We start from the raw sequence: 23,618 nt of genomic DNA, 5'->3' as shown, positions 1-23,618 counted from the left end.
CTCGACCGGCGACACCACGCGGACATCAATTTGAGTTGTTTCACCCGGTATCAGTCATTCTTGCTCGTTTCCTTGTGCCACGTCTCTTCGAACAGACGGGATCGCGGCTCGACCCATGTCAGAACGAGATGTTAGGCGGGTTCGAAAGTGCTGACTTTCACAGCGGACAAAGATCGGGCTGAGTCTGGCCTGAGACGTCATCATTGATTTGGGACAAGGAAGCCGGCGCGGCCGGAGGTCATAAAGCATCCTGTTTTGGGAAGGGATGCGAAAATGTCCGATGATCTGATCGCCAAATACGGCGATGCGCGGGTTCCGCGTTATACGAGCTACCCCACGGCGGCGGCTTTTTCAGCCGCCGTGGGGCCGGATGAATATGTCGGCAACCTCGCCCATATCGCCGCGGCTGGCCCGGTTTCGGTTTATCTCCACGTCCCGTTCTGCCGTTCGATATGCTGGTACTGCGGCTGCCACACAACCATCACCCGGCAAGACGCTCCGGTCGCCGACTATCTCGACGTGATGAAGGAGGAGATCGAGCTTGTTTCCTTTGCGGCCGGAAACGACGTGCCCGTCAAGTACGTGCATTTCGGCGGCGGCACGCCGTCGGTCATGAAGCCGCAGGAATTTTCGGCTCTAATGGCAAAGCTCAGGAGCGCCTTCACATTCGAAGCGAAAGCCGGCGTCGCAGTCGAGATCGACCCTCGCACATTGGTCGCCCCCATGATCGACGCGCTCGGCGAAAACGGTATCGACCGCGCAAGCCTCGGCGTCCAGAGCTTCGATCCGATCGTGCAGGCCGGTATCAAGCGGCTGCAATCCTTTGAGCAGACGGAAAGGGCGGTCGCCGGGTTGCGCTCAGCAGGCGTCAGCAGCATCAACTTCGACCTGATTTATGGCCTTCCGAAACAGACCGTCCAATCTTGCATCGAAACGGTCCGGCTGGCTGCAGAACTGCGTCCCGAACGTTTCGCCGTTTTCGGTTACGCTCACATACCCGCTTTCAAGAAACATCAGCGCCTGATCGACGAAGCATCGCTGCCGGACGCAAAACAGCGGAACGAGCAGGCGGAAGTGATCGCCGAGGAGCTGCAGAACGCCGGATATCAGCGCATTGGGCTCGATCATTTTGCACTGCCGGACGATCAGTTGGCACTCGCCGCGCGCAACAGAGCGCTGAGGAGAAACTTCCAGGGCTATACCACGGATGATTGCGATAGCCTGATCGGCCTCGGCGCATCTGCGATCGGGCGGCTGCCGGCCGGCTATATGCAGAACCACGTGCCTCTCGGCCTCTATGCCGAGCGGATTGCCTTCGGGGTGCTGCCGACCGCCAAGGGATATCTTCTCAGCGAGGAGGACAAGCTTCGGGCGAGGGTCATCGAGAGGCTGATGTGCGATTTCGAAGCCGATCTCGGCCAGTTGAGCAGCGGGTCGGGTTTCGACACCGGCTTCCTTGTCGAGCGCAACGACCGTCTCGGCGAGCTCATGGCCGACGGCGTCGTGACGATCAGCGGTGAACGGATTGTCGTATGCGAGGAGGCGCGCTTTATGGTCCGTGCAGTCGCGGCGGCATTCGACGCCTATTTTGGCTCGCACGGGCACACGCACAGCAAGGCAGCCTAATGCATGTCGCCTGAAGTTTGCATCGGTTCCGGCGACACGAAACGCATCAAAGGCCGCGCGAGAAGACATCGAGTTCCCGTTTCTCGATCGAGGACCCTGCGGTTATCTTCCCAGGAGTCCCGTCGACAACCGCACGTCGACGAGGATCAACGTCGCAAGTTCGTGTGAAGCAGGGCGGGCGCACTCACAAATATGGTGATCGGGCGCCCTGTCGCAAGCAGATGGGCGCGCGCCCGTATTACCGCCTGGACGTCGAGGTCGTTACCGTCGAGCTTTTCGGCTCATTGAAATACAGCTCGATCTCGGCAGGCCGCGGTCTAGGATATCGTTGGCGACTGACGTCGAACCTTTCAGGTGGCGTCGGCAAGCGCCGGTCCGCAGAAATGTGCCCATCGCGATTATGGCGGCCGCGCAGGCGCCTGAAGGAGCCTTGTCGCGAGGTGAGCTACCGAGCGCCACATGGTCGACGGCTCTCGCCCGCTCACGAAAGCGGTTGTTCGAGCACGTCGAAGGACGAGGGCAGGGGTCTCGTAATTGTAGCACGACTTGCCTGCCGCGGGATTTCGATCAAACGTTCGACGGCGCCTTCCGTGCAATTCCTAGAGCAAATTCTGTTCAATCTGGGTCATATCCAGCGGCCTTAAAGTAGTTTGCGCATTCTGCCGCAGTGAAGCGAGGCATCAAGGCCCCGACCGCATCCCACAGGGCGTCGATCTTTCGCTCGGCTCGGCCTCGCAACATGGCTTTCAGCTTCGAGAATGCGTTCTCGATCGGATTGAAGTCTGGGCTGTAAGGGGGCAGGAACATGAGCGTGGCGCCGACACGTTCGATGGCGTCGCGTACACCGGCTGTCTTGTGAGCCGGTAGGTTGTCCATGACCACCACGTCGCCGATCTCCAGGGTAGGCCCCAATACCTGTTCGACGTAAGCCAGGAAGACATTACCGTTCATGGCGCCATCGTAGACAAACGGCGCGGTCATCCCAGTGAGGCGCAACGCTCCGGTAAAGGTCGTTGTTTTCCAATGGCCATGTGGCACGCCAGCTCGGCAACGCTCACCTCGAAGTGCACGTCCGCGTAGCCGTGCCATCTTGGTCGAAAGGCCGGGGTGAGTAGGCCGGAGGGATTTCACCTGCCGGCCTCTCGCAGAACGGTGCGTGAACCTCTCGATTCACACCGCTCCCATCAGGTAAACGTGTTCGTTCCGAACGCCTGCCAGTGTACGAAGAGGTCCCGTCTATCTCGGGCAAGTTGCCGCAGGAACTGCGAAGCCCGAGTTTTGTGGAACCGAAAGCGCTTGTACTTTCGCATGATCCAGGCCTTGAGCTTCCGATCGACATAGTCAGTGAGAGAACAGGGCCGAACGACTGAACCGCCCATAGTAGGCAATCCATCCCCGGAGGAGCGGATTGATCTGTTTGGCGATTTCAGCCAGCGTCCCCGGCGTTTGCCGCGGAATGTTCAAGCTCTTGATCGTGGCCCGCATTGATTTTAGCGCCGCCGGACTGGCCGCTGGGGTATAGCCACAGAAGAACTCATTCCGCTGTGAAGTCGCCACCTGTCGCGGCCTGAACTGGTATCCAAGGAAGTCAAATTTGACAGTCGGATACATTTCCCGGCGCCGATTATCTTTGCAGTAGACGATATGGGTCTTAGTCGGATGCATCTGAAGTCCGCATTCTGCCAGCCGCGCTTGGAGCTCGACCATGAGGGCCTCTGCTTACTGCTCGGTCCGGCAGTGCACCAGACCATCGTCTGCATACCGACACCATGGTAGATCCGGATGCGTCCGGGTCATCCAGACGTCAAACGCGTAATGCAGGAAGAGATTCGATAGGATCGGGCTGACCACGCCCCCTTGCGGGGTACCACGCGTCCGCTCAATGACTTCTCCGTTCTTTTCCATAGGCGCGGTCAACCATCTTTCGATGTAGAGCAGAGCCCAGTTGCATTTGACGTCTTTTCTGACCGCCTTCAGCAAGAGATCATGCGGAAGATTGTCGAACAGCCCTTTGATGTCGAATTCCAGAACCCAATCGTATTTCCAGCACCGCTGACGCGTTACCCCAACGGCATCCAAAGCCGACTTCATCGGCCTGTAGCCATAGGAGTCTGGCAAGAAGAGCGGCTCTAAATCCGGCTCAATCATCTGCTTGACCACCATCTGCGCGATCCGATCACTGACCGTCGGCACACCCAAAACCCTTTCGCCTCCAGTCTTCTTTGGAATGGAGACGGCGCGCACCGACGGCGGAAAGTAAGCCCCAGAAGACATCCGATTCCAGATCTTGTAGAGATTTCTCGCAAGGTCTTTGTCAAACATCTCCAGGGTCTCACCGTCCACCCCGGCTGCACCACGGTTGGCTTTGACCGCTTTGTAAGCTTCGTACACTTGCCGCTTCTCAATCCGAAACGGCTTGTCTGTCGTACCTATCGAAGTCATCCTGTTTCCAGTTGTTCCAAACAATACGACCACCTGATCCGATCCCTTTGCTCTGGCCCCATTACAGGGCCCTCAACGCTCATACGGATCGGTCCGCCCCAGTCTCCTGCATCGGTACTCTCGCCTTACGGTTTCTCCGCTTGGGCTTCTCCCTTGGCATCAGGAGCCCGGTTCCTGCAGTTCCGCGTGAAAGCCTGTGTCCAACTCACGCCCCTCTACGCCGGTCGCCGCCCGCCCAATCATCAGGCACCCGACGGACTTGTCCCAGGATGACGAAACAGTCCTGGTTTCGACGACGCTTTATTCATAACGGCGCGTCTTCGGAGGGTTCACTTTCGTTCGTCTTTCGGACACGCACCTGCTCGGATCTCGTCCGAACTTTTTCATCCGACGCTCACCACCACGGCTCTTTACCGCAGCAGCTCGGACTGAACCCGCTCCTGAAAGCCGATCCCGGGGGGCCTTCCCCCATCATTCACGCAGCTTTACGCTACGGTCTTAGTTCATGTAACTCCTTCCGCTGCTCTGCAGCACACTTTCGTCGATGAAGATCAGTTTCTCCGGATCGAGATCCAGTTGGCCGTCGAACCAGACACGCCGGCGCTTCAGGACGTCCGGCCGGTCCTGCTCCAGTGCGTGGGCGGTCTTTTTTTAAAGGTCCATCCGCGGCCTCGAAGCCAAGCGCCAAGTGCGCTGCGGCTGATCTTCACCTGCCGCTCGACAGACAAACGTTCGACCATTCATCGAGCGTCACGTCCTTACGCTCTTCAATCAGTGTGACAACGAATTCCTCGTGTGCATCCACCGCCGACCGGCGTCTCCACCCTTGCGGCCGAGCAGTCAGCTCACCCTCTTTCGCTCTCGCAATCCAGCGGATCGCCGTCGAAATCCCAACTCCGAACCGAGCTGCGGCCTGTCGAGCCGACATTCCCGCCGCAGACGCTTTCAAAACCCGTATTCGAAGATCATCGCTCAGTGCTTGTCCCATCATCCACCTCTTCTCCTGTGGATGTTTGAATCAGCTTCGATGGACGCCGTCACATCACAATCGATTCATCGATCGCAGGACTTGCTCTAGCGATTCGACCGATGTTGGGCGATGATCACCTTTTAGCTGGGGGCACTTGTGGTGGTGCGGAGAGGTGGGGGGGCTGTGGTTTTTCCTGTTCGGTCGGAGATGGTGCGATCGACCAACTGATTAAGTCGACCGCGCGCTCAAGTGTTGCCTCGGTCCGGGCAAGGCTGGGTGAGGCTGCAATAACATGTCCAATAGCGTCAAGGTAATCGCCGTTCCTGGCGATCGTCTTCTTAGGTTCAACATAAAATTTGACCTCAGCGACACCTGGTACGGCCGCCGCCCGACTGCCGCCATCGATCCAATCAAGGGTGCCGTCGCGGTCAGGAATAAGGTACCGTGTGGCCGCAACGTCTGAACGGCTTCTGCGCAAATTCCATTCCTCGCCGATGACAACCTTGATGTGCTCGGCAACGAGATCGACACCATAAGCCAGTTGAACCCTTTGAGGGTTGGTCCCACCCGAAAGACGTGGATTGACTTCAATGACAACTGGACCACGCTTCGTCCACCGGAACTCAATGCTCGTTGGGCCCCAATCAAGGCCGAGAGCTTGCAGACAGGCTAGCGAAACATCGGCAATACGCTTATGCGCGTCGTCAGTTAGCGGTGCCGGATAGGTGCACTCACGAAAGATAAAATGGGGCGGGGAGGCAAAATCAGCGGTGCCAATCCCAATGACCTCATTTCCCATTATATCAGCGCCATAGAAAGGACCTTGTGCAAATTCTTCAACTAGTATCCTTGGCAACGACTTCCATGTGTGCTTTCTGCTCAATAGATAAGTTGTGTGTTCCGCTAATTCATTGACACTGCGACACAATCGGACACCGCTGCTGCCCGTACCCGCGGCTGGCTTAACAACCACCGGCAGGCCGATCTCCGCAGCATATTTTTCTACGTCCGTCGCGCTCGCTGCCAAGCGATAATCAGGCATCGGCACACCGGTTTGCGCGAGAAGCTGACGTTGAGCGAATTTGTCGCAGCATCGTTCAATCGATGCAGGGTTGGGTCCCGGGAGATCGAAATGCCTGCAGAGTTTGCCGACTGTCGCATAGAGCGACTCGTCGAGGGTCGTAAAGCCGGTGATGCCAGCTATGTCATGCTTCGCGCGCAGCTGGGAACATTCGCCGATTAGTGCACCGAGATTTTCTGTATCCACTTGGATTACGTCGACTCCTTCCGCTGCAAGATAATCGTACTCGGTTGGATCAGCCGACAGAGTAATTGGATTGAGGCCAAGTCCTCGGGCTTCTTTTAAGTACATTGGACCAATACTTCTGTGGCCTTCAAGCAGGATGAGCGTCCTTCTTGCCATTGGCGATGACCTCCGTTGCACTCTTTGGGCGGTCTGAGGATCAGCAGGCATCAGCCTTTGTTCGTGCCTGGCCCAGATTCGAGGTGAAGGTACCATTGTCCGCGATCTATAATTGCAAAGAATTTGTAAACTTTGTTGAATGATTTTTGAATGTTGATGGTTCGGTTCATTCTCTCAACCTGACCGTTGGTCCATGGATGCTTTACCTTGGTGGTGCGGTGCTCGATATCGTTAGTGGCGCAGGTATATTCGAAGGCATGGGAGAAAGGTTCTCCATTGGCGATTGCTTCTTTGATCAGCGGCACAGCGGAGCCTCCAGCACCGGGCGTGGTGAACTGGATCCCGTTGTCGGTGAGCACGGTGTGGATGTTGTAGGGGACGGCTGCAATCAAGCGCAGGAGGAACTCGCGCGAGACGGCGGTGGTCGCCTTCTCGTGCAGTTCGATGAAGGCAAACTTTGAGGTGCGATCGATGGCAACGAATATATGTAACTTACCCTGTTCGGTGCGCACCTCGGCAATGTCGATGTGGAAGTAGCCGATCGGGTAGCTCTTGAACTTCTTCTTCGCCGGCCTGTCGCCGTCGACATCTGGCAAGCGGCCGATGCCGTGACGCTGCAGGCAACGATGCAGCGAAGACCGCGTAAGATGCGGGATTGTCGGCTGCAGTGCATAGAGGCAGTCATCGAGCGGCAGCAGCGTATACCGGCGAAAGGCAACGATAACAGCCTCCTCCTCGACGGAGAGCACCGTCGATTTCGGCTCTTTCGGGCCGGTCTTGCTGCCGCGCAGCCTGTTCGGTCACGTGGACCAGTCTATCGGCAAGAATACTGCCGCCGGTAACCTGGGCCTGATCCAGCCGACGCGCTACTTCGAGAAAGATTTCGAGAGTTGACGATCGATGGCGTCACGATGGAATTCCAGAACACGCCAGGCACGGAAGCGCCGGCGGAGATGAATACATGGTTTCCGCAGTTCAAGGCTTTCTGGGCGGCAGAGAACATTACCGGGACCATCCACAATATCTACACGTTGCGCGGGGCCCTCGTGCGCGATGCGCTGGCCTGGTCGAAGCATGTCAGCACCGCTCTATACCGTTACGGGACAGAGGCAGAGTTCATGTTTGCCGCCCATAGGTGGCCGCGCTGGGGGAACGAACGCATTCAGGAGGTCATGCGGGCACAACGCGACACCTATGCGCATCTCAACAACAATGTACTGCACCTTGCCAACCAGGGCGTCACGATCAACGAGATCCAAAATGTCTACAAGCTGCCCGCCAGCCTTCAGAAACAGTGGGCAGCGCATAGCTATCACGGGTCTGAGGAGCATAATAGCCGCGCTGTGCTGAATCGCTATCTCGGCTACTGGGATGGCAATCCGGCGACCTTGATCCCGCTATCGCCACGCGAGTCTGCACCCCTGTATGTCGAGATGATGGGCGGCGCGGAAAAAATTATGGCCAAGGGTACACAGCTCTACGGCGCCGGCAAATATCGTGAGGCAATGGAGATCATGAACAAGCTCGTCTATGCCGAGCCCGGCAACCAGACAGCGAAAGATCTTGTGGCGGATATCTTTGAGCAGATCGGCTACCAAAAAGAGAGCCCGAGCGTGCGCAACAGCTTCCTCGCCGCCGCCTACGAACTTCGCCACGGCATGCCGAAAGGTACTGCGCCCAAGAGCAGTGGGGTCGACACGATCCGGGGGATGACCACCGAACTCTGGCTCAATTTCCTCGGAATTCGCCGACAGCAGCAAGATCGAAGGTCTTGAATACGTCATCAACCTCATCACGCCTGACAATGGCGAGGAATATGTGGAACGCCGACAGTCCATCAATTCCACGCCGCATGTCGGTCACTCCGCAGGCAAGATAGACCCGGAAATTCCCGGAAGGCCCGATCATGCCGCCTCCACGCAAGCGATCAACGACCCGAGCATCCTTAGCTCCACGTCAGCCGGAACCCTCAAGCACCGACCGTTTCGTAGCGAGATCTCGATGACCGCTGGCGTCGGTGGCGTGTCAGGTGCCTGGGTAGCGCTCACCTCCTCGGTGATTTCCACCGGAAGGAACATCGCTGGTCGACCGACATAGCTGAAGGACTGCCGCCACAAACGGATCTGGCCAGGATGAATGTCATGCCGGCGAGCCACATCACCAATGCGAACACCAGGTTGATCCGCTTCTGTCAATATCCTCAGTTTCGCCTCATCCGACCAGCGCCGCCTACGCTCAGTGCCGGACATGATCTCCATGCGAGCCATGCAACCTCTTCGATCTGGTATTAATGCCAGAACATCGCCCGATTTGCCCGATCAGCAAAATCCGCTCGTTGGGCGCTTACGATATATTGACGAGGTACCCAACTATTAAAATATTACTTTAATGCCTCGTGGGTATTGCCCCGGAAGGATGGCCTTGCTCGGTCTTCAAGCAAGAGTTCCGCACGAGCGTAATGGAAACTAAAAGCAATCGACTTGGTTACGCACTGATGTCCGCTTCTATGATAGCGGCGCGCGAGAACCGAATACCGGGTAACCCGGCTCGGTCGGATTCTAGACTGATGATCATTGACGCTTGCCTCGCCGCCTCGCCGCCGTCTCGTCGCCGTAGCATTCTGCTATAGCTCTTCCGTTCTAAAACGGGTATGGCCGCGCATGATTACACCTGGTACAATGACGGCACTCTGTTGGAAGGATCCAGTTCTTCACTATAGCCCGCTCCACCGCGGTACTACTTCCCGACATGACAATAAACCTTCGTTCATGGATTCTGATTGGCGGCGCGCACGGCAGCAATCCGACTATCCCTCCTTAGCTTCAATGCTTTAAGACCTGACTGAGAAACAGTTTTGTTCTTGGGTGCTGCGGATTCGCGAAGAAGTCATTTGGAGCACCCTCCTCGACGATCTGACCTGCGTCCATGAAGATGACGCGGTCGGCAACAGATCGTGCGAAACCCATCTCATGCGTTACGCACACCATCGTCATGCCATCCTGGGCGAGGCTTGTCATCGTTTCGAGAACTTCTGACACCATCTCCGGATCAAGCGCCGAAGTTGGCTCGTCGAACAGCATCACGGCTGGTTCCATGCAAAGGGAACGGGCGATGGCAACGCGCTGCTGCTGTCCCCCGGACAGCTGAACAGGGTATTTGTTCGCCTGTTCGGGAATGCGCACACGCTCCAGGAATTTCATCGCAGTCTTTCTGGCCTCGGCTTCCGGAACACCCTTAATCCACATCGGACCCGCCATGCAGTTCATCAGCACGGTCATGTGTGGAAAGAGATTGAAGTTCTGGAATACCATGCCAACGCTTTTGCGAACCTCAGTCACGTTGCGCATCTTGTTGTGCAATCTGACGCCATTGACGGTGATCTCACCCTCTTGATGTGCCTCGAGCCGATTGAAACAGCGGATCAGCGTTGACTTTCCGATCCGGAGGGCCCGCAGATAACAACGCGTTCACCCTTACGGACACTGAGGTTGACGTTCGTCAATACTCTGAAGCTGCCATACCACTTAGAAACGTTTTTGGCTGTAATGACATCCTCACAAAATTGATCCGAATTTAACTTATGCGCTACATCTTGGGCGGTGGCACAAGTTTTGCTACCTTCTAGGTCCATTTGAACTGCTTTGGTGATCATCGCATCTTGCTCCTGTGGTAATAGCGTTCAATCCTTGATTGAATCAGTTCGAGACAACAGGATAAAACCCAGTAAATCAACGAAGCCGCTACAAGCATCTCCATATTGTGAAAGGTGGGCTGGCCAATCGTGCGAGCCAGGAACGTCAGTTCCCATACGCCAAGGACGGACACGAGCGAGCTATCTTTCAGCATCGAGATGAAGGTGTTCCCCATCGGTGGAACGATAACGGGAAGCGCCTGCGGAAGTATAATCCTTCGCATTGTCAGACCGAAGCCGAAGCCCATGGACCTGGATGCTTCCCATTGCCCGCGGTCGATGCTCTGAATTCCAGAGCGGAAGATTTCCGTCATATAGGCGCCGATACAGACTGAAAGGGCCAATATTCCTGAAGGCACCGCGTTCAGAACGATACCGAACTGAGGCAAACCGAGGTAGATGAGGTAAATCTGCATCAGCAGGGGAGACCGCGGAAGAACGACGTGTAGAAACTTGCGATCCCGTAAGCGAAGCCGTTACTCGAAAGCTTCGCAACAGCGGCGATGATTGCGATGAGCGACGCAAAAAGCAGCGAAATTGCCGACACATACAACGTCGTAAACACACCCTGCGTTATCAGAAAGGGAAGGTTCTCCGGATGAAAGGCAGACTGAGCTCAAACGACTTGAAGAATGCTAGAATGAGCAGGAGCAACTCAAGCCAAACCAAGATGATTTGGGCTTTTATCGGCGCGAACCCGATGAGCACGAGATTAAGACTGAACGCAACCGCAATAACAAAAGCGATCGCAAAGCGGCCGTAGAGGCCGCTTTGCGACGGATCGCCGATGACGGGGCGCATAAGCTCGCCATAGTTGTGCCAGTCAGGTTATACATCAGAAACAGAGCGAGCACGACAGCGAAGGTAGAGGCCACAAACCACGGCTTGTGAACCAAGACCTCGGAGTCAATTGTATCCTGATAAAGCATTATGGCGTCCTTCGATAAGGTTGTTCAAACAAAGGTTTACAACCTATTCAGCGGTGCTATCGATACCGTACCACTTAATCGAAAGCTTAGAGAGTGTGCCATCATCCTTCATGCTTTTGATGGCGGCAGCTATCTTATCAGAGAACTCCTTGTCCCCTTTCAAAATTGCGATGGCTCCTGGGGTCGGGAACAATGCATCGCCGAGCACTCTCAGGGGGTAACCGGCCTTGATCACACCTTGCGCACTCACTTCATCGGTGATGATTGCATCGAGACGAACGCCATCACCTAGTCGGAGGTCATCTGCCTGCAACCCGGTATTCTCGTAGTTTCTCATTTCGCCCGGTGTAAACTTGTATTCTAGCGGCTTTTCGTCCGCCCAATCCAACGTCAGGTTATGACGGGCATATGCGATTGCCGCATCATCACCTGTTACGAGGCCGATCACCTTTCCATCCAGGTCGGAAAGTTTGGTTGCTTTACTGTCTTTGTGAATGACAGCAACGTTCCTCGTGTAAAAGTAAATGGCAGGAAAATCGAACTTTTCCGCGCGTGCCTTGGTCGAACCATCTGGCCCATCGCCATATCCCAACGGCCTGCCCATTTGCCTGCAACTATGACGTCCCAGCCCGGCGTTACGAACTTGACGGAGACCCAAGGTGTTTCGCCACTCCCTTGGCAACCTCGATCTCAAAACATCGAGTTCCTGTTTGTCATTCAGGAACGAACTGTTAGGCCAACCGCTAGAAGTCGCTACTGTGAGCGTCTTTGCCGCCTGGACTTGATCGAGAACGGCGCCAGCGTTCGCTGGCAAAGCTGTCGACACAACCGCAATCAACGCCGCAGCTGCAGCTGAAATTAAAGATTTGCTCATGTGATGTTCCTTTTGTGTTCCCCTCGGCCGGTGATGCGACCGTGTTCATCTACCCAGTTCAAACAGACGTGAGGCTCTAAGCCGCAGTCTGAAGCGATCGCCTTGCAGTCAACGGAGCATCCGTCGTCCGAAGGTCGAAAGCGCCCGCCGATATTCACTCTCGCTGCGACGCGTTTTCGATCATTCTGTTTCACCAAAGGCTTCCGCCTTTCTGTGATCTCAAAGGTGGCGATCTGAGATATACTATTGCATGGTTTGAGACCTGTCAACGGCGGCGCGAGGGCCAACACGAAGGATGCGATATCACGCAGAGCAAGTCATGTTTGGGCTTGCCTCGATTCACGAAGGGATCTTTCCTTCCATCTTCACGTCAGGCGCGGCCGCCACGACGACATCGGTTCGGCACAGGCGGCTTCCGCATTCGGCTGGCCAAGAAGGTGTGGTCAAGACAGACCTCGGCGTGGCTCGCTGGCAGCGGGTGTGCAGCGAGGCAGTCAGTCGGGCCCGATGGCGAGGCGCCTACTTAAATTGCTCCAAACAGACCAGAAAGAGCCAAAAAGGCCCTCTAAGGACGGTTCATCCGGCTTCGCGTCGCCTAGCCGGCGATGGCAATCGGTGGCGCGGCGTTGATGGTCTATACCTGTCATAGACACGCAGCCGGCCTCTCTATGCGGCCGTTGGAAAAGCCGAGAGGCTTCTATTCGCCGCTAGTATCATGGGCATGACGATGCCGCCCCAGTCTTATCGTGCAGGTTAAATTTGCAGACGACGCCAAACTTCCCGTCTCGCGCTGTGCGGTATTGAAATTGAAGTAGAATGGTATAGGCTTCTCGTAAGTTTGTGATGCCAAATGGCGCAGACGTGCATTTCGTCGAGCGGGTCCGCAAGTGCGGCCTCGATGCGATCGTGTTGGGAGAATGACCGAAAACTCAGTTGCGCGAGACAGCGTTGCATCTCGTAAAAATGACCGCCGGGACCCCAGTCCAAAACAGATGCCCGCGGGCCACAAGGATGGACTCTGCAGGCGGAGCGCTCGGAACCCACCAGCTTTCTGAGCTAACAGTAAACACGTAGGAGACCTTAATGAATGCGCTACCTGCCGTCTTGCACCACATCGATACCGAATGCGAAGCTGCGGTGTCGCGCCTTTTCAGCCTTTTGCGCATAAGTCGATCTCCACTGATCCGGCCTACAAAGCGGATTGCCAAAGGGCTGCGGAGTGGCTTGTGGATGATCTAGCCTCGATCGGCTTCGAAGCCAGCATTACGCGATACTCCAGGTCACCCAATGGTCGTCGCTCACCATGACGGACCCCCGGTGCTCCGCATGTCCTCTTCTACGGACATTATGATGTTCAGCCGGTTGATCCCTCGAGTTGTGGACCCGCGACCCGTTTGACCCGCCGTGCGCGAGAGCGAGGATGGCTACCAGGTCATTGCCGGACGTGGCGCTTCGGATGACAAAGGTCAACTAATGACGTTCGTGGAAGCGTGTCGTGCTTACAAGGCGGTGGGTGGGTATTGCCCTGTAAGGTTACAATCCTTTTTGAGGGTGAGGAGGAGTCTGGCTCTCCTCGATGCGCGCGTTTCTTGCGGCCAATGCGGACGAATTGAAAGCCGACTTCGCGCTAGTCTGCGACACGAGCCAACGCGACGCGATGACTCCTGCCATCTGCGTTGGCATGCGTGGACTGGTGGAAGAAGAGATGACGATCCATGCCGCCAGCCGCGACCTTCACTCAGGCATCTACGGCGGCGCGGCGGCGAACCCTATCCGAGTGCTTGCGAAGATCCTTGGGGAGATCCACGACAACGATGGCCGCGTGACAATTCACGGCTTCTATGACGGCGTCGAGGAGACCCCGAGCCAAGTCTTGGCCTCGTGGGAGGCCCTCGGGAGACGGCCGAAAGTTTCCTCGGACCAATCGGCCTGTCGGTTCCATCGGGTGAAAAGGGGCGCTCGATACTCGAGCTGGTTTGGGCGCGCCCCACGGCCGAATTCAACGGGTTTTCCGGTGGCTACACGGGTAAGGGTTTCAAGACAGTCATTCCGGCTGAAGCGTCTGCCAAGGTTTCGTTTCGTCTCGTACACAAGCAGGACCCAGCCAACGTTAGGGCTCGTTCCGCAAATTTGTCGAGGAGCGCCTCCCGGCAGACTGTAGGGTGGAATTTCAATCGCACGACTGCTCGCCGGCGCATCAGCTTCCATACGACGCCCCATATTTGGCTGCGCCAAGTCAGCACTGGCCGACGAATGGACAAAAGCGCCGATCATGAGGGTAGTGGGTGGTTCGATACCTGTTGTCGGCGAGTTTCAGGCATATCTGGGGCTGGACTCACTCTTGGTGGGCTTCGCGCTCCCTAACGATCGCATCCATTCGCCCAACGAGAAGTATAATCTGACATCCTTTCATAAGGGTCAGCGATCCTGGGCGCGGATACTCAACGCGCTGACGAGGAACTAACACACAACGCGAGGCAAACCGGGAAGGAAGAGAGGCCGCTTTTTTTGAATATAGTCGTTGACCGGCACCGTATTACTTCGCCCGGTCAACGAAATACGGGGCATCGCAGTGGGGACGTCGGAACGATGCAAATCCTGCCTATCGATGGACCTTCGAGAAGCAAAGAGCTCAAGGGAGAACTTCTATTCATCACTGCCTCACGTACACGATCCAGGACTGCCTCTGAAGGCTTTTTACTCCGAGTGCGCGCACCTCGACATGGTCAACGAGAAAATAGGCAAATCTGCTCTAAGCCCGTTGGCGCCCTCCAAAGACGGTGCCAGTGGCTAGCTAAGGTGAATAGGATGATTTTGAGTCTGCAGCGTCTTGTTACAGATGCGTCGTCGATTTAAATGATTGATCAAAATAAGGAAGCCAGAGGTGGGAATTTGATCACGCCGACAACCGCCGTTTTGAGAGACCAGGTTTATGACCGATTAGGAGCGCTGATCCGCGGTGGCCATTTCTCTCCGGGCGAGAAATCACTATTAGAGACCTTGCCAAGAACCTGTCTATGAGCCGACACCTGTTCGTGAGGCCCTCTATCGCTTGATATCCGAGGGGGTCCTACAGGGTGAAGTGAACAGGTCCGCGGTTGTCCCCCTTTTGATGCCCGAGCAAATCGCCGAACTTAAGGATATCCGTCTGCACATTGAGTGCTTTGCGCAGAGCGCGCTGCACTTAAGGGCACGCCAGAGATTGCAGACGCGTTACGCAAGACGTCGGAAAAACTGAAAACGGCTCGCGCTGCTGGCGATCGGCGTACCGACATTGCGCTGGTCTATAAATTTCAGTTTGAGCTCTATGCTGCGTGCAGCATGCCCGACCTTATCCGGATCATCAATTCCCTTTGGCTGAAAGACGGGACCATATCTGAAATTTGCTGTACCCCCACTATATTGCCTCGATATCAGCCGGCGCGGCGACTGGCGGGAAAGGATCGCGAGCGGGGTCGAGAAAAGAGATGCCGCAGCCGTTGCCGAAGAGATACGGCTGGATATCGACCAGGCGCTGACCTACATCTCCAGTATCATCACGGCTGCGGCATTGTTGAATCAGACACGCGGCTAGCGTTGTAATTCACTCGGGGAGTAGCTGCCGCGGGTCCAGGTTACTCAACGTTCAATCCTCATTTGGTCCCGTAGGTTCCAATGAGGGAAACGATCAAAGGATTTTTCGCCCGCGTTGAGCTGAGCAATAACGTCCCGAAGGTCCGTTAAATAGGCCTCCACCACTTCCCCAAAGCGAGACTGAGAATACCCAAATTGATCGCGGGTGGATTGAGAGACGGTGCACAGTATGCCAGCCTTGCAGCGAGACCTGCCGCAATATCGGCCGCGTCCAGCGACTTTGAACCGTAACTCATCACCGTAAGTTCGGGATCACCGTAAACAAACAAGTCCTCGATTGTCGGGATCTCGCGCATAAGCGTTTCACGTATCGTCCAGATTTGTTTCTGCGATTTTGCAATAGCCTTCATTACCAAGAACCGCATCACGGCCCAGGAAGCAGCAATGTTGGCGCCAGAACGGGTGCCGGCGAATGTGGATGTCACGTACCTTCCACGCGACCAGTTGTTGAAGTCAAAACACCTGGTACTGCTGATACTCGCATCTGAAAAGGCGACAATCGAAGCCCCCTTTGGAGCAAAGCCATATTTGTGCAAATCTGCAGAAATCGACCTTTACGCCCTTTACTCGAAAGTCCCAAAGCGGGATCTGGTGTCCATTCTGCTCGGCGAATGGAGACAAAAAGCCGCCGACACAAGCGTCAGTGTGAAACCAGATATTTCGCTCCGATGCGAGGGCAGCAAGTTCCTCAATCTGATCGAAAACTCCCATGGTAAACTGCGGCGCCGATCCTGCATTATGATCGTTTGTTCATCTTAGAGCTGCCTTCAGCGCGGCGATGTCCGTTTTGAAGTCGTCACGCGGCATATTCTCACGACTTCCCAGGCCAGGTACTTTGCTGCCTTGTCGAAGGCCGGGTGCGCACTGTGGGAAATGAGCATTTTCGGCTTGGTGACCTCGGGGCGAGTAACCTTGGCCCACTCCGCGCAGTCTTCATAGCGATGAAAATACTTTCGGTTCCCCCGACGTGATGCTCGCCACACCGCCACCCCGTGAAAAAGGGAGAGGCCCATTCGGCAACTTCCGACTCGAATTTCTTGATCGATGGAAATGCGCTGAGTCCAACGCGTTTGTCGCGTGGAATTTTTCCAGAGCGATTTTACCGATGCGATCAACATCATCATTGGCGAAATGAACGTAAAAGCCCGGCAAACGTCCCGCTCTCCAGTCCACGTCGCCCTGCCTCGCGCACTCCATCGCCTGCCAAATTGCCGCTTCTTCCAGGCCTTTTTGCGGGAAAGTCATCTTTTTCGTCATCAGCTCCGTCTCCAGTGGTATGCCAAAGCTATAATAACGATATTACAACTTCAATGAAAATATATATCTTTTCTCGCTGGGACAAACGCACACGCAGCACGCTTGAGGGCAAACCTGGTCACCTGGCGACAGGGCTATAAGTGGTGGCGGCGGTAGCGGTTATATGTGAACCGGAGCTCCCTGCGCCAATTTACAGGCTTCTCGGCGGCAAAAGGCGCATCGGCGCCAAAGATGGGAAGCGCACAGGACAGCGAGAAAGCCAGTCCACGCGCCGGCGGCGCATCTCCATAGCGTGAATGCTGTGACCTGTTTCGAGATCGGCTAGTCAATTGTTCGGGCAGGCATTGCCGTTTGACATGCTTCGAAACGAGGAATATTGTATCTCATAAGAACAAGTTTGTGATCACAGAAGGCGGGGAGCAGCGATCGAGCGGATCTTGGAAGGCGCTATCGTCACGAGTCGAATATGGTTGAGCGCTTGCGACCTGTCGGCCACGGCTGAGCTGGGTTTGCGCTTCACCTTCGACCGGGTGCCGTCCTTTGTCCGAACACGAGACCTGACAAAGCCTGGAGGTATCAAAGCCATGATCAGCACCGCGGCGCGCGACATCTCTCGTGCCGCGGAGATGGCTGAAAGTGGTATCTGCGCGAGAGGCCTGCGAAATGCGTACACGAGACAACTTTAGGGAAAGTACTTCATGACTTCACGAACGACACGGTCTCTCGGAATTCTAACCTCGAACGAGGGGTACCGCCGGGGGGCAAGCCGCCGACGCCCGCGCCCGGCTCGATACTCAATCCGTCTTCGTTTGAATTCCCAGCGATCCAGGAGATCGTAGCGGGAGCTTGGGTTGAAAATGTCGTTTCTGGTGATCCGGCACTCGAGCCAGCCTATATAGCGGCCGCCAACCGCTTGGTCGAACGAGGTGCTGTCGCGATAAGCTCAACTTGCGGCTTCTCAATCCGACCATCAATCGGCGGGTGGCGGCCGCTGTCAAAGTGCCTGTTGTTATGTCAAGCCTGATCCTGTTGCCAGCACTGCTACGCAAGTGCCGTCGCCGGGCAAAATCGCTGTCTTGACCTATGACTCGAAGCATCTGAGCGAAGACTTGCTTGGGGTTGCTGACCAGCCGAGCGGGCGCGGGTCGTGATTGGAGGCATTGAAGGCGGTAAGTATTGGCATGACGAGCTAAAGCGTCCAGCGCCACCAATGGACATCAAAGCGATCGAGTCAGATGTTGCGACTGCATCGCACGGCTCCGGGGCGCGCATCCCGAGATAGCAGTTATTCTGTTCGAATGCGCGGGATTTCCGACGGTCGCGTCCGCGATCCGGCGAACCGCGAACCTGCCCGTTTACGACATCACCGATCTTTGCCGGATGACAATGGCATCCATAGCCTGAGTTGCGCAGAAAAAGGTCGGGCTGGGTTTCCGAAATCAGTTCACAATGACGCAGTGAGAGCTTGTGCGTTCAACTGCAATAAGAAAGGAAGTTACCTCATGACAATGCCAAAAGGACCGCAAGCGTTTCCACGGGCCGAGTATCTGCGAAGGCTGGCCCTTGTTAAGGCTAAAATGGAACAACGCGAGGTCACTTCGTTACTGATCACCTCCCCTGCAGACATCACTTATCTATGTGGTTACACAGCCAAGTCGGCGTACATTCCACAAGGCCTCGTCATCTCCTTGAAAGATGAAGAGCCAACTTTCTTGACGCGTCGTATGGATGCGCCGGCGGCGGTGCATCAAACGTTTATGGAAAGGGACCGGGTAATTGGTTACCCCGAAGCTCTGATCGCTGACCCTGACAAGGACGGCTTCGACGCTCTAATTAATTTCCTGCGAGACGACGGCCTCGGTGGTGGGAGATTAGCGCTTGAAAACAACTTACTCTCGGCGAAGTTGATCGACAGGTTCCAGGCCGGGGCTCCGGGGACAAAATTAGCAGACTTCAGCAACGAAGTGCCCTGGATCCGACTGGTCAAGTCAGATCTTGAAATCGAGATGATGCTAGAAGCCGCCGCGATTACGGACGCAGGAATGCTGACAGGGAAAGAAGTAATGCGTCCGGGCGTAAGAGAGGCGGATGCTGCTGCAGAAATCATCGCGACGCTGGTTCGCGGCGTCAATGGCAAAGTCGGCACAGATTTGAGGCGAGTTTTCATTTGTGCCTCGCCGCGTTCGGGCACTGCGCACATTATCTGGACCGAAGATGTTTTCCGCCAGGGATCGCAAATTAACCTTGAGAGGGCGGTGTACGTCACGGTTATGTCTCGGCCCTGATGCGGACCTACTCGATCGGTAAGCCGTCAGATCGCCTTCGCCGGGTCCACGACGCCGAGGTTGCTGGCATGGAGGCCGCACTTTCTGCCGTCAAACCGGGCGCCACCTGTGGCGATGTCGCCGTCGCTTTCAACACCACGCTAAAGAAGCATGGACTAGAGAAAGAATCGCGATGCGGCTATGCGATCGGGATTGACTGGACCGAACCTACGGCCAGCCTGAGGGAGGATGACCATACGGTGCTTCAGCCGAACATGACGTCCACCTGATGCTAGGGAATTGGATTGACGAAGACTTCGGCTACGTGATCAGCGAAACATTTCGTGTTACCGAAAGCGGTGCCGAGACCTTCTCCGCACTTCCGCGGGAGATTTTCGAAATCTAGACCGCTTCCATTTTCAGCTGAATCGGTAGGAATTTCGATTTTTAGCTATCTGTGATTCAAGATGCTGGCTAGAGTGGAAGCCAGCATCCTATGACTCGACTTCATTTCAAATGATCTTCATAATCGTGTTGTTGATGCAACTGAAGCCGGCGAAATCTGCCGGTCGGTGGTGGCGCGGTTCGGTATTGCGGTGTCTTCAGCGATGAAGTGACTTAACGTTACCGTCCCAGGGGATCTGTCGCGCCTGGGAAGATGGGCGGTCACCGCAAGCGTGTTCCTGAGTCGTACCGGGCGTTTATCGCCGAAGGTATCCCACGACACCGTATGGCAATTCCCGCGGCGCGAGGGGCTGCGGTTAAGAGGCTGCCCCAAAAAGATTTGAGTGATTTCAGCCAGTTGTGATTCCTTCGGATTTGCGAAGATTCGATGGAATGCACAATGGCCTGGACTGAAACCACCCGACAGGAATATGTCCGTCGGACGAGCCGATATGCAAGCGATGTTACCGATCGCGAATGGGAATTTATTGCGCCGTTCATGCCCGCGCCACGACGTCTGGGCCGGCCACGCAAGACCGATCTGCGCGAGGTTTTAAACGTAAGCGCGTAGGCCACCCCACGTATCTTTCGGACTGCTGATCGGCGATTTTCTGCGTGAGTCATGCGGAGAGTCCTATGAGTGATAGTGTGAATCAGCCTCGAACCTTTGAGGTTTTGACGGCAGAACCCGTCCGGCGTCGCCGCAAGCCGCGTGACTGGTCGGATGACGAAAAAGCGCGGATCGTCGCCGCGACGCTGCAGCCTGGGGCCAATGTCTCGGCGGTTGCCCGGTCTGAAGGCCTGGATCCGTCGCAGCTTTATGGATGGCGTCGCAAGGCACTGGCATCGGGCGTTGTTGCGCCCCTGACGGCGGGAACGGGCAAGCAGATCAAGTTCGCGCGGGTTGAAACGGTAAGCAACGGTTCGGTCGATATTGTCATTGCGGATATGGTCGTGCGCGTCGGCGGCGATTTTGACCCCGATCACCTGGTGAAGGTTCTGCGGGCGGTTCGCAAGGCATGATCGCTTCGGGTGTGGTGGTCTATGTGTCGTGCCAGCCGGTCGACTTCCGCAAGGGAGCCGCCTCTTTGATGGCGCTGGTGCGGGATGGCGGTCTCGATCCCTTCAATGGCGCGCTTTACGTCTTCCGGTCGAAACGGGCCGATCGTATTCGCATTGTCTGGTGGGATGGCAGTGGGGTCTGCCTCTATTCGAAAACCCTGGAAGAATCAGGGCTTCTGCTGGCCGGGCATATCGGCGGCACGGATCCGTCTGGACCATTCTCAGCTGATGGCGTTGCTGGCCGGAATGGATTGGAAAAAGATCCGCCCGACCAAGGTCAGGCGCCCCTTGTTGACGGGCTGACAGCGCCTGCGGCAAGAATGAATCATGCCGCTGTAATGGTTGGGAAAACGGCTGTTTTTGTGCTCTACTTATTGCCATGGATTTGCCCCCTCACGACCTGCCGGACGACGTTGACGCACTGAAGGCGATGGTCCTCGCGATGGCGCGCGAGCAGGCTGCGAAAGAAGCCCGACTGAAGGCCGCTGAAGCTGAGATCGCCCGGCTGGAGGCGGTGGAGAAGAGCGCCAACGAGCGGATTGCCAACCTCACATCGATCTTGAAGGTTCTGCAGCGCACCCAACATGGCACCCGTTCCGAGCGACTGCGCCTTGGCGTCAACGACGAACAGGTGTCCTTTGCCTTCGAGGAAGTCGAGACCGGCCTTTCGGCAATCCAGAGCGAGCTTGATCACGCGGCCAAGGACAAGCCGAAACGGGCAGCACGTCCGCGCAAGGGTTTTGCCGCTCATCTCGAACGCATCGAGGAAGTGATCGAGCCGGAGATCCCTGCTGAATACGTGGGCTTGGAAAAGGTCCTGATCGGTGAGGATCGCTCCGAACGGCTGGATGTCGTGCCGCCGAAGTTCCGGGTCATCGTGACGCGCCGCCCCAAATACACCTTCCGCGGCCACGATGGCGTGCTCCAGGCTTTGGCACCGGCGCACATCATCGAAAGCGGCCTGCCGACGGAGCGGCTGCTCGCCTATATCGCCGTCTCCAAATACGCCGACGGCCTTCCGCTTTACCGGCAGGAGGCAATCTATCTACGCGACGGTGTCGAGATCAGCCGATCGTTGATGGCCCAGTGGATGGGGCATCTGGGCTTCGAACTTCAGATTTGCGCCGATTACATCCTTGAGCGCGTCAAGGAGGGTGAAAGGATCTTCGCCGACGAAACGACCTTACCCACTCTTGCGCCCGGCTCGGGGAAAACGACGAAGGCCTGGCTTTGGGCTTATGCTCGCGATGATAGACCCTATGGTGGAACCAGCCCGCCGATGGTGGCCTATCGGTTTGAGGACAGTAGGGGCGCTGACTGCGTGGTGCGTCATCTCGCCGGATTCAGCGGCATCCTGCAAGTTGACGGCTACTCGGCCTATACCAGTCTCGCCAAGACGCGTGCCAAAGACGGCAGCAATGAAACGATCCGGCTCGCAGGATGCTGGGCGCATCTTCGCCGCAAGTTTTACGACCTTCACATCAGTGGTGTCTCAAAGGCTGCAACGGACACGATCATCGCGATGACCGAGCTGTGGCGCATCGAGGATGAGGTCCGCGGTCGGGATGCCGACAGCCGTTCCATGCTGCGTCAGGAAAAATCTGCAACCATCGTCTCCGAACTCTTTGATCTTTGGGAGAAGGAGCTGGGCAAGGTCTCTGGCAAGTCCAAGACCGCCGAAGCAATCCGTTACGCGCTCACCCGGCGCGAAGCACTGGAGCGCTTCCTGACGGACGGCCGGATCGAAATTGACTCCAATATCGTCGAGCGCGCGATCAGGCCCCAAACAATTACGAGAAAGAACAGTCTATTCGCCGGCAGCGAGGGTGGTGGACGCACATGGGCGACCGTCGCCACCCTCTTGCAGACAGCCAAGATGAACAACGTCGATCCGCTCGACTGGCTCTCCCAGACATTGACCCGCATCGCTCAAGGCTGGCCGGTATCCGAGCTCGAGGCGCTTATGCCGTGGAACTTCAGGCCTGACGCCATCAGCTAACCGCTTACTTTTAAACGCCCTTCTCTATATCGCTTCGACAGGCTGCCAGTGGCGGATGCTGCCCAAGGACTTCCGCCCTGTCCAACGGTGCAGCGGTATTTCTATGAATGGGGGCAATGGGTCTTTGGCCACGGATCAACCATCACCTCGTCATGGAGGCGCGGGAGCTGGATGGGAAAGAAGCTTCACCGACGGCTGGTGCCATTGACAGCCAAAGCGTCAAGACTACTGAAAGCGGCGGTATTCGGGGCTTTGATGCGGGCAAGACCGCGACAAACTGCGTTTGCGCTGAGATTAATGGCCGCAAGCGTCATATCATCGTGGATACGCTCGGGCTGATGGTTGGTCTCATGGTGCACAGCGCTGATATCCAGGACCGCGACGGGGCTCCCGATCTTCTGAAGTCCATCCGCAACCGATGGCCGTGGCTCCTTCATGTCTTCGCCGATGGCGGCTATGCAGGCGACAAGCTGAAAAAGCGGCTGCAGAAAATAGGAAAGTGGACACTCGAAATCATCAAGCGTACCGACAAGGCCAAGGGTTTCGAAATCCTGCCGCGTCGCTGGGTCGTCGAACGGACGTTTGCGTGGTTGGGTCGATGCCGCAGGCTGGCCAAGGACTTCGAGACATCCATCGCTTCAGCAGAAGCCTGGATAACCATCGCTCACATCCGAATGCTCACCAGGCGGCTGGCAAGATACGGATATCGTTGAAACCTTTTCGAGTCCACTCTTAGTCCTTCCACGCTCTTTTAGACGAGGTGAAATCGCTCGCAAGTGGGGCTCAATGCCGACAAAGTGGGGCATGCTCACTTGGTTTGTCATAGCTCAGCACTGCTTCATCTTCGGAAAAACATGCGAGGGCTCAGTGATGCAACAATCAGATTAAACTTTGATCGGCAGAGCAAAACTCGCTTTTACGCGATCCATGACAACCATCGTCTTAAAACCCTTGATATCATGATTCTCGTAAAAGAAACGACGGGTGAATTGTTCATACTCTTC

Annotated in this window: 10 protein-coding genes and 14 pseudogenes; 11 read left to right on the top strand and 13 right to left on the bottom strand. The window is 56.1% G+C overall.

Annotation, left to right across the window (positions count from 1 at the left end):
* Positions 1 to 273 precede the first annotated feature (273 nt).
* Positions 274 to 1,626 carry an oxygen-independent coproporphyrinogen III oxidase gene (gene hemN, locus CO657_RS22410; protein ID WP_054185950.1) on the top strand — a complete coding sequence of 451 codons (1,353 nt, stop codon included), beginning with the start codon at positions 274 to 276 and terminating at the stop codon, positions 1,624 to 1,626.
* Between the two features lie 615 nt (positions 1,627 to 2,241).
* Here the strand turns inward: hemN and CO657_RS22395 are convergent.
* The 5 genes and pseudogenes from CO657_RS22395 to CO657_RS22370 form a co-directional block, all read right to left on the bottom strand.
* A pseudogene (locus tag CO657_RS22395) lies at positions 2,242 to 2,730 on the bottom strand (IS630 family transposase); the annotation flags it as partial.
* Between the two features lie 80 nt (positions 2,731 to 2,810).
* Positions 2,811 to 4,068 (bottom strand): annotated as a pseudogene (gene ltrA, locus CO657_RS22390) (group II intron reverse transcriptase/maturase).
* Between the two features lie 522 nt (positions 4,069 to 4,590).
* A pseudogene (locus CO657_RS22380) lies at positions 4,591 to 5,056 on the bottom strand (helix-turn-helix domain-containing protein); the annotation flags it as partial.
* A gap of 115 nt (positions 5,057 to 5,171) precedes the next feature.
* The gene (locus CO657_RS22375; RefSeq protein WP_054186035.1) at positions 5,172 to 6,461 is read right to left on the bottom strand and encodes an ATP-grasp domain-containing protein; all 1,290 of its coding nucleotides are present in this window, start codon (positions 6,459 to 6,461) and stop codon (positions 5,172 to 5,174) included.
* A 155-nt stretch (positions 6,462 to 6,616) separates the two neighbouring features.
* Positions 6,617 to 7,237: pseudogene (locus tag CO657_RS22370) on the bottom strand (DDE-type integrase/transposase/recombinase); the annotation flags it as partial.
* On the opposite strand from CO657_RS22370, the pseudogene CO657_RS22365 reads away from it, so the two are divergent.
* A pseudogene (locus CO657_RS22365) lies at positions 7,236 to 8,342 on the top strand (alkyl/aryl-sulfatase); the annotation flags it as partial. The pseudogenes CO657_RS22370 and CO657_RS22365 overlap by 2 nt on opposite strands.
* A gap of 23 nt (positions 8,343 to 8,365) precedes the next feature.
* Here the strand turns inward: CO657_RS22365 and tnpA are convergent.
* The 4 genes and pseudogenes from tnpA to CO657_RS22340 all read right to left on the bottom strand — a co-directional run bounded on the left by tnpA (position 8,366) and on the right by CO657_RS22340 (position 11,955).
* Positions 8,366 to 8,728 carry an IS66-like element accessory protein TnpA gene (tnpA, locus tag CO657_RS37350; protein WP_054186034.1) on the bottom strand — a complete coding sequence of 121 codons (363 nt, stop codon included), beginning with the start codon at positions 8,726 to 8,728 and terminating at the stop codon, positions 8,366 to 8,368.
* 555 nt (positions 8,729 to 9,283) lie between these two features.
* Positions 9,284 to 10,113: pseudogene (locus tag CO657_RS22350) on the bottom strand (amino acid ABC transporter ATP-binding protein).
* A pseudogene (locus tag CO657_RS22345) lies at positions 10,110 to 11,081 on the bottom strand (amino acid ABC transporter permease). Before CO657_RS22345 ends, CO657_RS22350 begins: the two co-directional pseudogenes overlap by 4 nt.
* Positions 11,082 to 11,124: 43 nt before the next feature.
* Positions 11,125 to 11,955 (bottom strand): annotated as a pseudogene (locus CO657_RS22340) (transporter substrate-binding domain-containing protein).
* 1,083 nt (positions 11,956 to 13,038) lie between these two features.
* On the opposite strand from CO657_RS22340, the pseudogene CO657_RS22335 reads away from it, so the two are divergent.
* Both CO657_RS22335 and CO657_RS38060 read left to right on the top strand, forming a co-directional pair.
* Positions 13,039 to 14,419 (top strand): annotated as a pseudogene (locus CO657_RS22335) (M20/M25/M40 family metallo-hydrolase).
* Positions 14,420 to 15,114: 695 nt separating this feature from the next.
* On the top strand, positions 15,115 to 15,537 hold the full coding sequence (locus tag CO657_RS38060; protein ID WP_342637199.1) for an FCD domain-containing protein: 423 nt from the start codon (positions 15,115 to 15,117) through the stop codon (positions 15,535 to 15,537).
* 137 nt (positions 15,538 to 15,674) lie between these two features.
* On the opposite strand, the gene CO657_RS37345 is transcribed toward CO657_RS38060, so the two are convergent.
* The 3 genes from CO657_RS37345 to CO657_RS37335 all read right to left on the bottom strand — a co-directional run bounded on the left by CO657_RS37345 (position 15,675) and on the right by CO657_RS37335 (position 16,845).
* Positions 15,675 to 16,013, bottom strand: coding sequence for a hypothetical protein (locus tag CO657_RS37345; RefSeq protein WP_245487167.1), 339 nt, complete (start codon positions 16,011 to 16,013; stop codon positions 15,675 to 15,677).
* A gap of 28 nt (positions 16,014 to 16,041) precedes the next feature.
* Positions 16,042 to 16,299: a pyridoxal-dependent decarboxylase gene (locus CO657_RS37340; RefSeq protein ID WP_245487166.1), complete on the bottom strand. Its 258-nt coding sequence runs from the start codon at positions 16,297 to 16,299 to the stop codon at positions 16,042 to 16,044.
* 222 nt (positions 16,300 to 16,521) lie between these two features.
* The gene (locus CO657_RS37335) at positions 16,522 to 16,845 is read right to left on the bottom strand and encodes a hypothetical protein (protein ID WP_245487165.1); all 324 of its coding nucleotides are present in this window, start codon (positions 16,843 to 16,845) and stop codon (positions 16,522 to 16,524) included.
* A gap of 1,502 nt (positions 16,846 to 18,347) precedes the next feature.
* On the opposite strand from CO657_RS37335, the pseudogene CO657_RS22315 reads away from it, so the two are divergent.
* From CO657_RS22315 to CO657_RS22285, 7 genes and pseudogenes are all read left to right on the top strand, one after another.
* A pseudogene (locus CO657_RS22315) lies at positions 18,348 to 19,515 on the top strand (M24 family metallopeptidase).
* 103 nt (positions 19,516 to 19,618) lie between these two features.
* Positions 19,619 to 19,876, top strand: a pseudogene (locus CO657_RS37140) (IS630 family transposase); the annotation flags it as partial.
* A 77-nt stretch (positions 19,877 to 19,953) separates the two neighbouring features.
* Positions 19,954 to 20,112 (top strand): annotated as a pseudogene (locus CO657_RS22305) (IS5/IS1182 family transposase); the annotation flags it as partial.
* A gap of 77 nt (positions 20,113 to 20,189) precedes the next feature.
* The gene (locus CO657_RS22300) at positions 20,190 to 20,576 is read left to right on the top strand and encodes a transposase (protein ID WP_054186396.1); all 387 of its coding nucleotides are present in this window, start codon (positions 20,190 to 20,192) and stop codon (positions 20,574 to 20,576) included.
* Complete coding sequence (tnpB, locus tag CO657_RS22295) at positions 20,573 to 21,040, top strand: IS66 family insertion sequence element accessory protein TnpB (protein ID WP_128715579.1); 468 nt, start codon at positions 20,573 to 20,575, stop codon at positions 21,038 to 21,040. Before CO657_RS22300 ends, tnpB begins: the two co-directional genes overlap by 4 nt.
* Positions 20,995 to 22,614 (top strand): IS66 family transposase, encoded by a 1,620-nt coding sequence (gene tnpC, locus CO657_RS22290; RefSeq protein WP_128715578.1) that lies wholly within the window; start codon positions 20,995 to 20,997, stop codon positions 22,612 to 22,614. The genes tnpB and tnpC overlap by 46 nt, the downstream gene beginning before the upstream one ends.
* Position 22,615: 1 nt before the next feature.
* A pseudogene (locus CO657_RS22285) lies at positions 22,616 to 23,327 on the top strand (IS5 family transposase); the annotation flags it as partial.
* A gap of 171 nt (positions 23,328 to 23,498) precedes the next feature.
* Here the strand turns inward: CO657_RS22285 and CO657_RS37330 are convergent.
* Positions 23,499 to 23,618, bottom strand: a pseudogene (locus CO657_RS37330) (Lrp/AsnC ligand binding domain-containing protein); the annotation flags it as partial.

The organism is Rhizobium acidisoli (assembly GCF_002531755.2).
Classification (GTDB): Bacteria; Pseudomonadota; Alphaproteobacteria; order Rhizobiales; family Rhizobiaceae; genus Rhizobium; species Rhizobium acidisoli.
The sequence above is the reverse complement of the archived record's forward strand: the minus strand, read 5'-3'. Positions and strand labels throughout refer to the sequence as shown.